General features: G+C 68.4%; 13 protein-coding genes. 4 read left to right on the top strand and 9 right to left on the bottom strand.

Translation table 11 applies throughout. The annotated features are described in order from the left end of the window. Window positions 1-34: 34 nt before the first annotated feature. Window positions 35-469 carry a Fur family transcriptional regulator gene (locus LXB15_RS19730; protein WP_233950059.1) on the top strand — a complete coding sequence of 145 codons (435 nt, stop codon included), beginning with the start codon at window positions 35-37 and terminating at the stop codon, window positions 467-469. A 30-nt stretch (window positions 470-499) separates the two neighbouring features. On the opposite strand, the gene LXB15_RS19725 is transcribed toward LXB15_RS19730, so the two are convergent. After that, window positions 500-934 carry an OsmC family protein gene (locus LXB15_RS19725; RefSeq protein ID WP_233950058.1) on the bottom strand — a complete coding sequence of 145 codons (435 nt, stop codon included), beginning with the start codon at window positions 932-934 and terminating at the stop codon, window positions 500-502. A 176-nt stretch (window positions 935-1110) separates the two neighbouring features. Here LXB15_RS19725 and LXB15_RS19720 point away from each other — a divergent pair, with 176 nt between their 5' ends. From LXB15_RS19720 to LXB15_RS19710, 3 genes are all read left to right on the top strand, one after another. Next, window positions 1111-2091: a tyrosine recombinase XerC gene (locus tag LXB15_RS19720; protein ID WP_233950057.1), complete on the top strand. Its 981-nt coding sequence runs from the start codon at window positions 1111-1113 to the stop codon at window positions 2089-2091. Next, on the top strand, window positions 2091-3170 hold the full coding sequence (locus tag LXB15_RS19715; RefSeq protein ID WP_233950056.1) for a TraB/GumN family protein: 1080 nt from the start codon (window positions 2091-2093) through the stop codon (window positions 3168-3170). The genes LXB15_RS19720 and LXB15_RS19715 overlap by 1 nt, the downstream gene beginning before the upstream one ends. Window positions 3171-3278: 108 nt before the next feature. Next, window positions 3279-3467 carry a hypothetical protein gene (locus LXB15_RS19710; RefSeq protein ID WP_233950055.1) on the top strand — a complete coding sequence of 63 codons (189 nt, stop codon included), beginning with the start codon at window positions 3279-3281 and terminating at the stop codon, window positions 3465-3467. 105 nt (window positions 3468-3572) lie between these two features. Here LXB15_RS19710 and lpdA read toward each other — a convergent pair whose 3' ends face one another. From lpdA to mdh, 8 genes are all read right to left on the bottom strand, one after another. Next, entirely contained in the window at window positions 3573-4985 is a 1413-nt protein-coding gene (gene lpdA, locus LXB15_RS19705; RefSeq protein WP_233950054.1) for a dihydrolipoyl dehydrogenase, read from the bottom strand. 41 nt (window positions 4986-5026) lie between these two features. Further along, window positions 5027-5452, bottom strand: coding sequence for an MAPEG family protein (locus LXB15_RS19700; protein WP_233950053.1), 426 nt, complete (start codon window positions 5450-5452; stop codon window positions 5027-5029). A gap of 58 nt (window positions 5453-5510) precedes the next feature. Beyond that, window positions 5511-6269, bottom strand: a complete 759-nt coding sequence (locus LXB15_RS19695) for an SDR family oxidoreductase (RefSeq protein WP_233950052.1) — start codon at window positions 6267-6269, stop codon at window positions 5511-5513. 51 nt (window positions 6270-6320) lie between these two features. Then, window positions 6321-7604: a 2-oxoglutarate dehydrogenase complex dihydrolipoyllysine-residue succinyltransferase gene (gene odhB / locus LXB15_RS19690; RefSeq protein WP_233950051.1), complete on the bottom strand. Its 1284-nt coding sequence runs from the start codon at window positions 7602-7604 to the stop codon at window positions 6321-6323. Window positions 7605-7653: 49 nt separating this feature from the next. Beyond that, on the bottom strand, window positions 7654-10641 hold the full coding sequence (locus LXB15_RS19685; RefSeq protein ID WP_233950050.1) for a 2-oxoglutarate dehydrogenase E1 component: 2988 nt from the start codon (window positions 10639-10641) through the stop codon (window positions 7654-7656). Window positions 10642-10801: 160 nt separating this feature from the next. Further along, a complete protein-coding gene (gene sucD / locus LXB15_RS19680; protein ID WP_233950049.1) occupies window positions 10802-11707 on the bottom strand; it encodes a succinate--CoA ligase subunit alpha in 906 nt (301 codons plus the stop codon). 270 nt (window positions 11708-11977) lie between these two features. Beyond that, window positions 11978-13168: an ADP-forming succinate--CoA ligase subunit beta gene (gene sucC, locus LXB15_RS19675; RefSeq protein ID WP_233950048.1), complete on the bottom strand. Its 1191-nt coding sequence runs from the start codon at window positions 13166-13168 to the stop codon at window positions 11978-11980. A gap of 65 nt (window positions 13169-13233) precedes the next feature. Then, window positions 13234-14196 (bottom strand): malate dehydrogenase, encoded by a 963-nt coding sequence (gene mdh, locus LXB15_RS19670; protein ID WP_233950047.1) that lies wholly within the window; start codon window positions 14194-14196, stop codon window positions 13234-13236. Window positions 14197-14396: the final 200 nt, after the last annotated feature.

Below are 14396 nucleotides of genomic sequence, written 5' to 3'. Positions count from 1 at the left end.
GCAGCGGCGCCCGGCTTTCGGCAGGATGGCAGCCATGAACGACAGACACGGGCAGGCAGCCGGCAATTACGAAGCGATCCTGCGGGCCGCCGGGGTGCGCATCACCCGGCCGCGCCGCACCATCCTGGCGATTCTCGCCGGCGGCGAGGACCATCCGGACGCGCTGGAGATCTTCCGCCGTGCCGCCGAGGTCGACCCGGCGATCTCGCTCTCCACCGTCTACCGGACCATGAAGCTGCTGGAGGAGAAGGGCGCCATCCAGCGCCACGTCTTCGAGGGCGGGCCGTCGCGATTCGAGCACGCCGCCGGACGCCACCACGATCATCTGATCGATGTGGAGACCGGCGACGTGGTGGAGTTCCGATCCGACCGTATCGAACGGCTGCAGGAAGAGATCGCCCGCGAACTCGGCTACGAACTCGTCTCGCACCGGCTGGAACTCTATGCCCGCCGGCGCAAGGACGACTGATTCGGCCTTGGCCGGGCGGCTTCCGCCGACCTAGACGAGCTTGGCGTCGAGACTGACCTTGATCGCGCCGAGCGCCTTGGAGACCGGGCAGCCTTCCTTGGCCTTCTTGGCCAGCTCCTCGAAAGTTGCCGAATCGACGCCCGGGACCTTCGCCTCGAGGCTGAGGGCGCTCTCGGTGATGTCGAAACCGGCCGCACCCTGCTCGACCGACACCACGGCCTGGACCTTCAACTCGGCTGCCGGCGTGCCGTTCTCGGCCAGGAAATGCGACAGCTGCATCGCGAAGCAGCCGGCATGGGCGGCGGCGAGCAGTTCTTCCGGGTTGGTGCCGGAGCGGCCGCTTTCGTCCTCGAATCGCGCCTTGAACGAATAGCCGTGGTCCTGGAGCGCGCCGGACTGGGTGGTGAGCGCGCCGGTTCCGTCCTTCAGGGCACCCTTCCAGATTGCTGTCGCATGACGTTTCATGGGAATTGTCCTTTCGAGCTTCTGTCGCGCCCGGCGCATGTGGTTGCGTAACGCCGGATGGTCGTCGAGCAACCGTTTCGGCGAAGGAGGGTTCCGGCGATACGCGGAGTTTACCCGGCGCGCGTAGGCTCGCCCGCGCCGCCCCGACGACGGCGGATCGAAGGAAGGACGCCGCGATGGCAGAAGCGCTGCTGGTCTACGCCACCGCCCGGCTGCTCGAGGAAAAGGCCGCCTGGCTCGCCCAGCTGTCGAACGAGCGGCATGCGAGCCCGCATACGCTCGAGGCCTACGAGCGGGACCTGCGGCAGTTCCTGGTGTTCCTCACCGGCTACAACGCCCGGGCCGCCGACATGGCCGACCTCGCCGATCTCGGCACCACCGACCTGCGCGCCTTCCTGGCGTCGCGGCGCCGCGACGGCGCCGGCGCCAAGACGCTGGGGCGGGGCCTTGCCGGGGTGCGCTCCTTCGTGCGCCATCTCGAGCGCAAGGGCCTTGCCTCCGCGGCGGGCGCCAAGGCGATGCGGGCGCCGAAGCAGCCGAAATCCCTGCCCCGCCCGCTCAGCGTCGCCGATGCGATGTCGGTGGCCGAGGATGCCGGCGCCTACGCCGCCGAGCCGTGGATTGCCGCCCGCGACACGGCGGTGCTGACGCTGCTCTATGGCTGCGGCCTGCGCATCTCCGAGGCGCTGTCGCTGCCGGGCGATGCGCTGGCGGACCCGGCCGCCCGGTCGATGCCGGTCGCCGGCAAGGGCGGCAAGACCCGGCTGGTGCCGCTGCTGCCGGCGGTCCTGACGGCGGCGGCGGAGTATCGCCGGCTCTGCCCGTATCCGCTCCCCGCCAACGGGCCGCTGTTCCGCGGCGCCCGGGGCGGGCCGCTGAGGCCGCAGATCGTGCAGCGGGCGATGGCGCTGCTGCGCGGCGCACTCGGCCTGCCGGAATCGGCGACGCCGCATGCGCTGCGCCATTCCTTCGCGACGCATCTCCTGTCGGCGGGCGGCGACCTGCGCACCATCCAGGACCTGCTCGGCCATGCCAGCCTGTCGACGACGCAGAACTACACCGCGGTCGACGCCGCCCGGCTGCTGTCGGTGTATGACGATACGCACCCCCGCGCGCGCCGCCGGCGTCCGGTCCCGAATCAAGCGAGAACTGCCTGATGATCCCGCTCCCCGGCCTCGTTCGTTCCGCCGCCGCGCCGCGCCGGCTCCGCACAGTCCTTGCGGCCCTCGCCCTCGGTCTCTGGCTGGGCGCCCCAGGCCCCGTCGCGGCGGCGGCGACGGCGGAAGATCCCTGCCGCGGCAGCAATCTCGTCGAGGCCCTGCGCGCCGACGGAAAGCTGCCGGCGATCGAGGCGGCGGCGGCCGCCGTTCCGGACGGGGAAGGCAAGCTGTTCCGTATCGAGCGGGACGGGGTGGCGCCCTCCTTCCTGTTCGGCACGATGCATCTCAGCGATCCGCGCGTCCTGACGCTGCCGCCCGCCGCGGACGCCGCCTTCGCGGCGTCGGCCCGCCTGGTGATCGAGACCACCGACGCCGCCGACCCGGCCAAGGCGGCGGCGGCGTTCTTCGCGCATCCGGAATTCGTCAATCTGCCGCGCGGCGAGACCCTGGCGAGCCTGCTCGACCCTGCGGACCTCGCGACGGTCGAGGCCGGGCTGACCGCCCGCGGCATCCCGCTGCAGGCGGTCGAGACGCTGCAGCCCTGGTTCACGGCGGTCAGCCTGATGCTGCCGGCCTGCGAGACGGCGCGCAAGGAGGAGGGCGGTGCGGTGCTCGACACCGCGCTCGCCGAGCGGGCGACGGCGGAAGGCAAGCCGGTGGAGGGGCTGGAGACCGCCGCCGAGCAACTGGAGGCGCTGGCGTCCCTCTCGCTCGACCTGCAGCTCGAAAGCCTCGTCGCCACGGTGGCGCTGTCGGAGCGCATGCCGGACATCATGGAGACGATGCTGGCGCTCTATCTGGAGGGGCGGATCGCGATGATCATGCCGGCCATCGAGGCGGCGGTGCCGAACGGCGGCCTGCTGGTCGGGGCCGGCGAGGGCTACGCGGAGTTCGAGCGCCGCGTCGTCACCGAACGCAACCAGCGGATGGTCGAGCGGATGCAGCCGATGCTCGCCAAGGGCGGCGCATTCGTCGCCGTCGGCGCGCTGCACCTGCCGGGCGAGTCGGGGCTGGTCGCGCTGCTGCGCGAAGAGGGCTGGGAGGTCAGCCGCGCCGATTCGCTTGGTCCGCAGTGACACTGCGACGCACCACAAAGTGAAGAGGTCCGCTCTCTCCCGCCTGTTCGCCGCCCGAAATCACCTCTACGCTTCGCGGACCGCAACAGCCCAAGGAGACCATGCCGCATGAAATCCTTTCTCGCTGTCACCCTCACCGCAGGCCTTCTCGCCGCCGCGTCCAGCGGCGCCATGGCCGCCTGCGCCTCCCACGACATCACTGCCGAGGCCCCGGCGCCGGTCGTGACCGCCGATGCCGGCACCACCGGCACCGCCCCGACGCCGCCCGTCACGACGGATGCCGACAAGAAGGGCTGACGGCAGATCTTCCGAAACGGCAAAGGCCCGGTCGCGCAAGCGACCGGGCCTTTTCGTAACGGCTGATTCACGTGGGACGGCGGATCCGCCGCCCCGATTGCCGGCTCAGATGTGGATCGGCTTGGCGAAGGCGGCGAAGGCCGCCTCGCGCATCACCTCCGACAGCGTCGGATGCGCATGCGACGTCCGCGCCAGATCTTCGGCCGAACCGCCGAACTCGATCAGCAGCGCGGCTTCCGCGATGAGATCGCCGGCGCCGGCGCCGAGGATGTGGCAGCCGAGCACCCTGTCGGTGCGCGGATCGGTGAGGAACTTCACGAAACCGTCGGTCTTCAGCATCGCCCGGGCGCGGCCATTCGCCATGAACGGGAACTTGCCGACCTTGTACTCGACGCCGGCGGCTTTCAGCTCCTCCTCGGTGCGGCCCACCGAGGCGACTTCCGGCGAGGTGTAGACCACCGAGGGAATCGCATCGTAATTCACGTGACCCGCCTGGCCGGCGAGGATCTCCGCCAGCGCCACGCCCTCGTCCTCGGCCTTGTGGGCAAGCATCGCGCCCTTCACCACGTCGCCGATCGCGTAGATCCCGTCGACATTGGTCTTGTAGTGCCCATCGATTTCGATACGGCCGCGATCGTCGAGCGAAACGCCCACCGCCTCGAGCCCGAGCCCATCGGTGTAGGGCTTGCGGCCGGTGGCGACCAGCACGACGTCGGCGGCGAGCGTCTCCGCCTCGCCGCCCTTGGCCGGCTCGAACGTCACCGAAGCGCCGCCGCCATCCTTGCGGGCGACATCGGTGACCTTGGCGCCGAGCTTGAAGGTCAGGCCCTGCTTGACCAGGAGCTTCTGGAACGCCGCGGCGACCTCGCCGTCCATCCCGCCGAGGATCTTGTCGAGGTACTCCACCACGGTGACCTTCGCCCCGAGCCGGGCCCAGACGGAGCCGAGCTCCAGTCCGATGACACCGCCGCCGACGACGACCATCGTCTCCGGCACCTTCTGGAGCGCGATCGCGTCGTCTGACGAGACGATCGTGTCGTGGTCGAACGCGACGTCGACCCCGGGAATGCCGGCGACGGACGAGCCGGTGGCGATGCAGATCGCCTTGGCGGGCAGCGTCTCGGTCGAGCCGTCCTCCTTCGTCACCTCGACCTCGGAAGCGGAAACCAGCTTGCCGGTGCCGATCACCCCGGTGATCTTGTTCTTCTTGAACAGGAAGGCGATGCCGTCGACATTCGACTTCACCGTCTTGTCCTTGTGCTCCAGCATCTTCGGCAGGTTGAGCCGCGGCTCGGCCTCGATGCCGAGCTCGCCGAACGAATGCCCGGCCTCGGCGAACATCTCGGAGGCGTGCAGCAGCGCCTTGGAGGGGATGCAGCCGACATTCAGGCAGGTGCCGCCATAGGTCTTGCGCTTCTCGACGACGGCGACCCGAAGGCCGAGCTGCGCTGCCTTGATGGCGCAGACATAGCCGCCGGGTCCCGATCCGATGACGACGAGGTCGAAGGGTTCAGCCATTTCCAGTCCTGTTCGAAACGTGCGGGCGCGATCGGCCCGGATCAGGTGAGAAGGTCGATGACCATCAGGACGAGCCCGACGATCGACGCGAAGAAGACGACGGTCCGCAGCCACGGAATGCCGAAATAGTAGATGGGGGCGTAGAGAACCCGTGCGAAGAGCCAGAGCTGTGCGCCGGTGAGGCCGAGGCCGCCGGTCTGACCGGACGCGACGAGCGCCAGCGTCAGCCCGACGAAGAGCGCGTAGGTCTCGTTGAAATTCGTCCAGGCGCGCTTGGCGCGCCCCGCCAGGATGCCGGTCGGCTGCGGGTTGTCGTCCCGCGGCTTCACCGCCGTCGCCAGCCCGAGATCCGGCGTCGTCGTCAGGATGTGGATCGTCAGCATGACCAGCGCCAGCACCGCGGACCAGCCGAGCAGCACCAGTTCGGCCGGCATCGCCGTGAAGACTTCTGCGATTTCCGTTTCCATCCCGAGGCTCCTTCTGGGTGGCCGGCGCGGGCACCGGCCTGGTTGCGGCCCGCCCGGCCTACGGCCAGATCGACCGTGCGCCGGACACGTCGAGGATGGCGCCGGTCGAATAGCTGGCCTCGTCGGAGGCAAGCCACAGGATCGCCTTCGCCACCTCCTCGGCGGTGCCCGCCCGCTTCATCGGCAGGCCGGGCCCGAGCTGGGCGACCCGGTCGGGCTGGCCGCCGGAGGCGTGGATGTCGGTGTCGATGATGCCCGGCCGCACGGCGAAGACGCGGATCCCCTCGTCGATCACCTCCTTGGCAAGCCCGACGGTCAGCGTGTCGATGGCGCCCTTCGAGGCGGCGTAGTCGAGATACTGGTCGGGACCGCCGAGCTTGGCGGCGACCGACGAGACGTTGACGATCGCGCCGCCGCTGCCGCCGCGCCCCGTTGCCATGCGGTGGACCGCCTCGCGGGCGCAAAGGAAGCTGCCGGTGATGTTGACGCGGAACATCCGCTCGAGCCGTTCGCCGCTCATCTCGGCGAGGCTGGCCGCCTCGTCGACGATGCCGGCGTTGTTGACGAGCGCGGCGAGCGGCCCGAACCGGTCGGCGGCCCGGAACAGGTCGACGATGTCGGCCTCGCTGCCGACATCGGCCCGCACCGCCATCGCCCGCCCCCCGGCCGCCTCGATGTCGGCCACCACGGTCCCGGCCGCCGCCTCGTTGGTGGCGTAGTTGACGACGACCGCATAGCCCGCCCGGGCGGCAAGCCGGGCGGCGGCGGCGCCGATGCCGCGCGAGCCGCCGGTCACGATCATCACCCGGTCGCCCATCGACGGTCTCCTGCGCTTCGTTTCCGTACCGGCAGCCGGCCTGCCTCGCCCTTAAAGGTCGAGGACCAGCCGCTCGGGATCCTCGAGGCTGTCCTTGACGCGGACGAGGAAGGTCACCGCTTCCTTGCCGTCGACGATGCGGTGGTCGTAGGAGAGCGCCAGATACATCATCGGGCGGATGACCACCTGGCCGCCGATCGCCACCGGCCGGTCCTGGATCTTGTGCATGCCGAGAATGCCGGACTGCGGGGCGTTGAGGATCGGCGTCGACATCAGCGAGCCGTAGACGCCGCCATTCGAGATGGTGAAAGTGCCGCCCTGCATGTCGGCCATGGCGAGCTTGCCGTCGCGCGCGGCGAGGCCGAGCCGGCCGATCTCCTTCTCGATCTCGGCGATCGACATCTGGTCCGCATCGCGAACCACCGGCACGACGAGACCCTTCGGCGTGCCGACGGCGACGCCGATATGAGCATAGTTCTTGTAGACGAGGTCGGTGCCGTCGATCTCGGCGTTGACCGCCGGGATCTCCTTCAGCGCATGGGTGACGGCCTTGGTGAAGAAGCCCATGAAGCCGAGCTTCACGCCGTGCTTCTTCTCGAACAGGTCCTTGTACTTCTTGCGCAGCTCCATGACCGCCGTCATGTCCACCTCGTTGAAGGTGGTCAGCATGGCGGCGGTGTCCTGCGCCTCCTTGAGGCGACGGGCGATGGTCTGGCGCAGCCGGGTCATCTTCACCCGCTCCTCGCGCGACTCCTCGGCCGGGCTGGTCGGGGCGCGGGCGGCCTTCGGCGTCTCCTGCGGCGAGGACGGCGCGCCTCGGCCGATGGCATCGAGCACGTCGCCCTTGAGGATCTGGCCGCGCTTGCCAGAGCCCTCGACATCGCCGTCGGCGAGGCCCTTCTCGTCCATGATCTTCCTGGCCGAGGGTGCCGGCGGCATGTCGCCGCCCGCGCCGTCGCCGGATGTCGCGGCCGGTGCCGCGGCATGGCCCGCTGCCCCGCCGCCGTAATCGGCCTTGGTCTCGGGCGCGACGTCGGCCTTCGCCGGGGCGCTCTTCGGCTTCTCGCTCGGGGCGGTCCCGCCGGCGGCCTTGCCGTCGCCCTCGCCGATCGAGCCGAGCACGGCGCCGACGCCGACGGTTTCGCCCGCCTGCACCGCCACGTCCTCGAGGATGCCGGCCGCCGGTGCCGGCACCTCGACCGTCACCTTGTCGGTCTCGAGCTCGGCGATCGTCTCGTCGAGCTCGACGCGGTCGCCGGGCTTCTTGAACCACTGGCCGATCGTGGCCTCGGTGACGGACTCGCCCAGGGTGGGGACTTTGATCTCGGTGCTCATGGGTGGGTCAGGTCTCTTCGGTCGGGTTTCGGTCGGACGCTCGGCGGGCTCAGCCGAGGGCGTCCTCGAGGAAGGCTTCGAGCTGCTTCAGATGGGTGGACATGGTGCCTGCTGCCGGCGAGGCGGCGGCGAGGCGCCCGGTGTAGCGCACGCGCCGCTTCTCGGCGCCGATATGGTCGAGCACCCATTCCAGATAGGGATCGATGAAGGACCAGGCACCCATGTTCTTGGGCTCCTCCTGGCACCAGACCATCTCCGCGCCCTTGAAGCGCGACAGCTCGTTGATCAGCGCCTTGGCCGGGAACGGGTAGAGCTGCTCGAGCCGCAGCAGGTAGACGTCGTCGGTGCCGCGCTTCTCGCGCTCCTCCAGAAGGTCGTAATAGACCTTGCCGGTGCACATCACGACGCGCCGGATCTTGTCGTCCTTGACGAGCTTGATCGGCGAATCCTTCTGCATCTCCGCGTCGTCCCACAACAGACGGTGGAAGCTCGTGTCGCCCGACATCTCGGCGAGGGTCGAGGTCGCGCGCTTGTGGCGCAGCAGCGATTTCGGCGTCATCAGGATCAGCGGCTTGCGGAAGTCGCGCTTCATCTGGCGGCGCAGGATGTGGAAATAGTTCGCCGGCGTGGTGACGTTGGCGACCTGCATGTTGTCCTCGGCGCACATCTGCAGGAAGCGCTCGAGCCGGGCCGAGGAATGCTCCGGCCCCTGCCCTTCGTAGCCGTGCGGCAAAAGGCAGACGAGGCCGCTCATGCGCAGCCACTTGCGCTCGCCGGAGGAGATGAACTGGTCGAACACCACCTGCGCGCCGTTGGCGAAGTCGCCGAACTGCGCCTCCCAGAGCGTCAGCGCGTTCGGCTCCGACAGCGAGTAGCCATATTCGAAGCCGAGCACCGCCTCTTCCGAGAGCATCGAGTTGATGACCTCGTAGATCGCCTGGCCCTTGGCGACGTTCGACAGCGGGATGAAGCGGTTCTCGTTCTCCTGGTCGTAGAGCACCGAATGGCGCTGGGAGAAGGTGCCGCGTTCGGAATCCTGGCCGGACAGGCGCACCGGATGGCCTTCCGAGACCAGCGTGCCGAAGGCGAGCGCCTCGCCGGTCGCCCAGTCGAGCCCCTCGCCGGTCTCGATCATCTTGGCGCGGTTGTCGAGGAAGCGCTGGATCGTCTTGTGGACAGTGAAGCCCTCGGGCACCCGGGTGAGCCGGTTGCCGATGTCCTTCAGCGTCTTCAGCGGCACGCCGGTGACGCCGCGGCGCGGCTCGTCGGCCTGCTCGGCCTTGCGCAGGCCGGCCCAGGCGCCGTCCAGCCAGTCGGCCTTGTTCGGCAGATAGGACTGGCCCGCCTCGAACTCGTCCTCCAGCGTCTTGCGCCATTCCGCCTTGCGGCTCTCGACCTCGTCGCTGCTGACCACGCCCGCGTCGATCAGGCGCTTGGCGTAGAGCTCCAGCGTCGTCGGATGGCTGCGGATCGTCCGGTACATGATCGGCTGGGTGAACGCCGGCTCGTCGCCTTCGTTGTGGCCGAACCGCCGGTAGCAGAACATGTCGATGACCACCGGCTTGTGGAACTTCATCCGGAATTCGGTCGCCACCTTGGCGGCGTAGACGACCGCCTCGGGGTCATCGCCGTTGACGTGGAAGATCGGCGCCTCGACCATCTTGGCGACGTCCGAGGGATAGGGCGAGGAGCGCGAGAAGCGCGGATTGGTGGTGAAGCCGATCTGGTTGTTGATGATGAAATGCACCGAGCCCGCGACCCGGTGCCCGCGCAGGCTCGACAGGCCGAAGCACTCGGCGACGACGCCCTGGCCGGCAAAGGCCGCGTCGCCGTGGATCAGCAGCGGCAGGATCCGCGAGCGGGTCTCCAGCGGCACGATCTCGTTGCGGGTGCGCCCGGCAAGCGCGTCCTGCTTGGCGCGCGCCTTGCCCAGCACCACCGGGTTGACGATCTCCAGATGCGACGGGTTCGCCGTCAGCGACAGATGCACCTTGTTCTGGTCGAACTCGCGGTCCGACGAGGCGCCGAGATGGTACTTGACGTCGCCCGAGCCCTCGACGTCCTCCGGCTTGAACGAGCCGCCCTTGAACTCGTGGAAGATCGCCCGGTGCGGCTTGGCCATCACCTGGCTGAGCACGTTGAGCCGGCCGCGATGGGCCATGCCGAAGACGATCTCCTGCAGCCCCAGCTGGCCGCCGCGCTTGATGATCTGCTCCAGCGCCGGGATCAGCGCCTCGGCGCCATCGAGGCCGAAGCGCTTGGTGCCCTTGTACTTGACGTCGATGAACTTCTCGAAGCCCTCCGCCTCGATCAGCTTGTTGAGGATCGCCTTCTTGCCCTGGTCGGTGAAGGCGATGCCCTTGTCCGGGCCCTCGATCCGCTCCTGCAGCCAGGCCTTTTCCTGCGGATTGGAAATGTGCGTGAACTCGACGCCGATGGTCGAGCAGTAGGTGCGCTCCAGGACGTCGATGATCTGCCGGATCGTCGCGGTCTCGAGGCCGAGCACGTTGTAGATCAGGATCGGCCGGTCGTAGTCGGCCTCGGTGAAGCCGTAGGCCTCGGGCGACAGCTCGTTGTAGTCGTCGTCGGCGGCCTTGACGATGCCGAGCGGGTCGAGCTTGGCGTGGAGATGGCCGCGCACTCGGTAGGCGCGGATCAGCATCAGCGCCCGCACCGAATCCTGCGTCGCCTGCCGGACCGCCGGGCTGTCGAGATCGACGACGCCGGATTCCTCGGTCTTCTGCCGGACCTTGGTCTCGATCTTCTTCTCGACCGTCGCCCAGTCGCCGTCGATGGCCGAGATCAGGTCGCCATTGGCGACGATCGGCCAGTTGGCGCGCTCCCAGGACGGGCCGCTGGCGCTCTTCAGCACCGCCGCCCTGTCGTCCTTCAGCTCCTTGAAGAAGTCGCGCCACTCGGCGGATACCGAATTCGGATCCTCTTCGTAGCCGGCGTACAGCTCCTCGATATAGCCGGCATTGCCGCCATAGAGGAACGAGGTGAGTGCGAGCGTTTCGTTCGCCTGATTGCGTGCCATCGGTACCGTCGCGGCGTCGGTTCGGGACGCCGTCTCCTTGTTTGCCTCTGCGACGATCGCAGCCCGTTCGGCAGCGACCGTCCGTCACCTCTAGTCCCTATTCCGGCAAAGCCATGGCGCCAGGGAGCAATTGCGCGTGTGATCCGCCCGTGAAGGCGGATTAGCCCTTCAGTACCTCGACGAGGGTCTTGCCGAGCTGCGCCGGCGACGGCGAGACGCGGATGCCCGCGGCCTCCATCGCCGCGATCTTGTCCTCGGCGCCGCCCTTGCCGCCGGAAACCACGGCGCCGGCATGGCCCATGGTCCGCCCGGCCGGCGCGGTGCGTCCGGCGATGAAGCCGACCATCGGCTTCTTGCGGCCCTTCTTCGCCTCGTCGGCGAGGAACTGCGCCGCCTCTTCCTCGGCCGAGCCGCCGATCTCGCCGATCATGATGATCGACTGCGTCGCGTCGTCGGCGAGGAACATCTCGAGGATGTCGATGAATTCCGTTCCCTTCACCGGGTCGCCGCCGATGCCGACGGCCGTCGTCTGGCCGAGGCCCTCGTTGGTGGTCTGGAAGACCGCCTCGTATGTAAGCGTTCCCGAGCGCGATACGATCCCGACATTGCCCTTCTTGAAGATGTTGCCCGGCATGATGCCGATCTTGCACTCTTCCGGCGTCAGCACGCCGGGGCAGTTGGGGCCGAGCAGGCGCGAATTGGAGCGGTCGAGCCGCGCCTTGACCTTGACCATGTCCATCACCGGGATGCCCTCGGTGATGCAGACGATCAGCGGGATCTCTGCCTCGATGGCCTCGAGGATCGCCGCCGCGGCGCCGGCCGGCGGCACGTAGATGACCGAGGCGTCGGCGCCGGTGCTGTCACGCGCCTCGGCGACGGTGGCGAAGATCGGCAGCGTCGTGCCGTCGAGGCCCGAGGTCCAGCGCTCGCCGCCCTTCTTGGGATGGACACCGCCGACCATCTGCGTGCCGTAATAGGCCAGCGCCTGCTCGGTGTGGAACGTGCCGGTCTTGCCGGTCAGGCCCTGGACGATGACCTTGGTGTTCTTGTCGACGAGAATGGACATGGGGTTCCCTGATCAAAATCTTGCGGAAGGCGAATGGTCATTCGCCGAATTGCGGTCTGGACCGTCGGCAATACCCGGCCCGGGCGGTCGTCATCCTCGGGCACCGTCCCGAGGATCCAGTGCTCCGGTCGCGCCGAGCGCGGCGGTCCGTAAGCCCTGGTGTGCATATCCTCGGGCCGGTGCCCGAGGATGACGGTGGCGCATGGCGAGTGCGGCGCTCAAGGTCGGTTGGATCTTGTGCTCACTCGCCATCGCCCTTTGCCCTTCGCGTCAACCGACCGCCGCGACGATCTTCTTGGCCGCGTCGTCGAGGTCGTCCGCCGCCGTGATGGCGAGGCCGCTCTCGTTGAGGATGGCCTTGCCCTTGTCGACGTTGGTGCCCTCGAGGCGCACCACCAGCGGCACCTTCAGCCCGACTTCCTTCACCGCGGCGACGACGCCCTCGGCGATGATGTCGCACTTCATGATGCCGCCGAAGATGTTGACCAGGATGCCCTTCACCGCCGGATCGGCGGTGATGATCTTGAAGGCAGCCGTCACCTTCTCCTTGTTGGCGCCGCCGCCGACGTCGAGGAAGTTCGCCGGCTCCTTGCCGTAGAGCTTGATGATGTCCATCGTCGCCATGGCGAGGCCCGCGCCGTTGACCATGCAGCCGATGTCGCCGTCGAGCGCCACGTAGGCAAGGTCGTATTTCGACGCCTCGATCTCCTTGGCGTCCTCCTCGCTCTCGTCGCGCAGCGCCTTGACGTCGTCATGGCGGAACAGCGCGTTGCCGTCGAACGACACCTTGGCGTCGAGCACGCGCAGGCGCCCGTCGGTCATGACGATCAGCGGGTTGATCTCGAGAAGGCTCATGTCCTTCTCGGTGAAGGCCTTGTAGAGGATCGGGAACAGCGTCTCGCCGTCCTTTGCCGCCTGGCCGGAGAGCTGCAGCGCCTCGTTCAGCTTGGCGACATCGGCCGACGTCACGCCGGCTTCGGGATCGATGGCGACGTTGATGATCTTTTCCGGCGTATCGTGCGCGACCGTCTCGATGTCCATGCCGCCCTCGGTGGAGACGACAAAGGCGACGCGCCCGACCGCGCGGTCGACGAGGATCGAGAGATACAGCTCGCGGTCGATGTCGGCGCCGTCCTCGATATAGAGGCGGTTGACCTTCTTGCCGGCATCGCCGGTCTGCTTGGTCACCAGCGTGTTGCCCAGCATCTCCCGGGCATTGGCGACGGCCTCTTCGACCGACTTGGCCAGCCGCACGCCGCCCTTGGCGTCCGGCCCGAGCTCCTTGAACTTGCCCTTGCCGCGGCCGCCGGCATGAATCTGGCTCTTGACCACGTAGAGCGGGCCGGGCAGCTGCCGCGCGGCGGCCTCGGCCTGCGACGCGTCGGTGATCGCCACGCCTTCGGCGACCGGGGCGCCAAAGCCCTTGAGCAGTTCCTTGGCCTGATATTCGTGGATGTTCATCTGGGTCTCCCGGCCTCTGGGCGGAGCATAAGGAAAGGGGCCGGGATCAGCCGGCCCCTCGGGGATTATTTCAGGTTCGGCGCGATCGCCTGGCAGGCTTCCATCAGGCCGCGCACGGAGCCGACCGATTTCTCGAACTGCGCCTTCTCGTCGCCCTCGAGATCGATCTCGATGATGCGCTCGACGCCGTCGGCGCCGATCACGCAGGGAACGCCAACATACATGTCGCGCTGGCCGTACTGGCCGGAAAGGTTCGCCGCGCAGGGCAGGACGCGCTTCTTGTCCTTCAGGTAGCTCTCGGCCATCTCGATCGCCGACGCCGCCGGGGCGTAGTAGGCCGAGCCGGTCTTCAGGAGGCCGACGATCTCGGCGCCGCCGTCGCGGGTGCGCTGGACGATCTCCTCGAGCCGCTCCTTGGAGCACCAGCCCATCTTGACGAGGTCGGTGAGCGGGATGCCGGCGACGGTCGAATAGCGCGTCAGCGGCACCATCGTGTCGCCGTGGCCGCCGAGCACGAAGGCGGTGACGTCCTCGACCGAGACCTTGAACTCGTCGGCGAGGAAGGTGCGGAACCGGCCGGAGTCGAGCACGCCGGCCATGCCGACGACCTTCGCCTTGGGCAGGCCGGAGAACTTCTGCAGCGCCCAGACCATCGCGTCGAGCGGGTTGGTGATGCAGATCACGAAGGCGTCGGGGGCGTATTTGGCGATGCCGGCGCCGACCTGTTCCATGACCTTGAGGTTGATGCCGAGCAGGTCGTCGCGGCTCATGCCCGGCTTGCGCGGCACGCCGGCGGTGACGATGCAGACATCGGCGCCCTCGATGCCGGCGTAGTCGTTGACGCCCGACAGATGCGCGTCGAAGCCCTCGACCGGACCGGACTGGGCGATGTCGAGCGCCTTGCCCTGCGGCGTGCCCTCGGCGATGTCGAACAGGACGATGTCGCCGAGTTCCTTGAGGCTCGCCAGATGGGCGAGCGTGCCGCCGATCATGCCGGATCCGATGAGTGCGATCTTGTTACGTGCCAACGCCATTCCCTCCTGCCGCGCGCGATGGGTGGCCGGCGCGCCGATGACTCCTGACGGCGCACACGATGCCCGTCCCATACCCGGACTGCGCCGAAGGGGTCCGTCTCTCGCGCTGGTGCGCGGGATGCAGGAAAGCCGCAACGGTGCCGCCGTTGGGGTCGAGCCAATAGACCGGCTCGCGCTTTCATGCAACCGCTGAA

The organism is Aurantimonas sp. HBX-1 (genome assembly GCF_021391535.1).
Classification (GTDB): domain Bacteria; phylum Pseudomonadota; class Alphaproteobacteria; order Rhizobiales; family Rhizobiaceae; genus Aurantimonas.
Note: the sequence above shows the minus strand (reverse complement) of the source record. Positions and strands in the feature narration are given on the sequence as shown.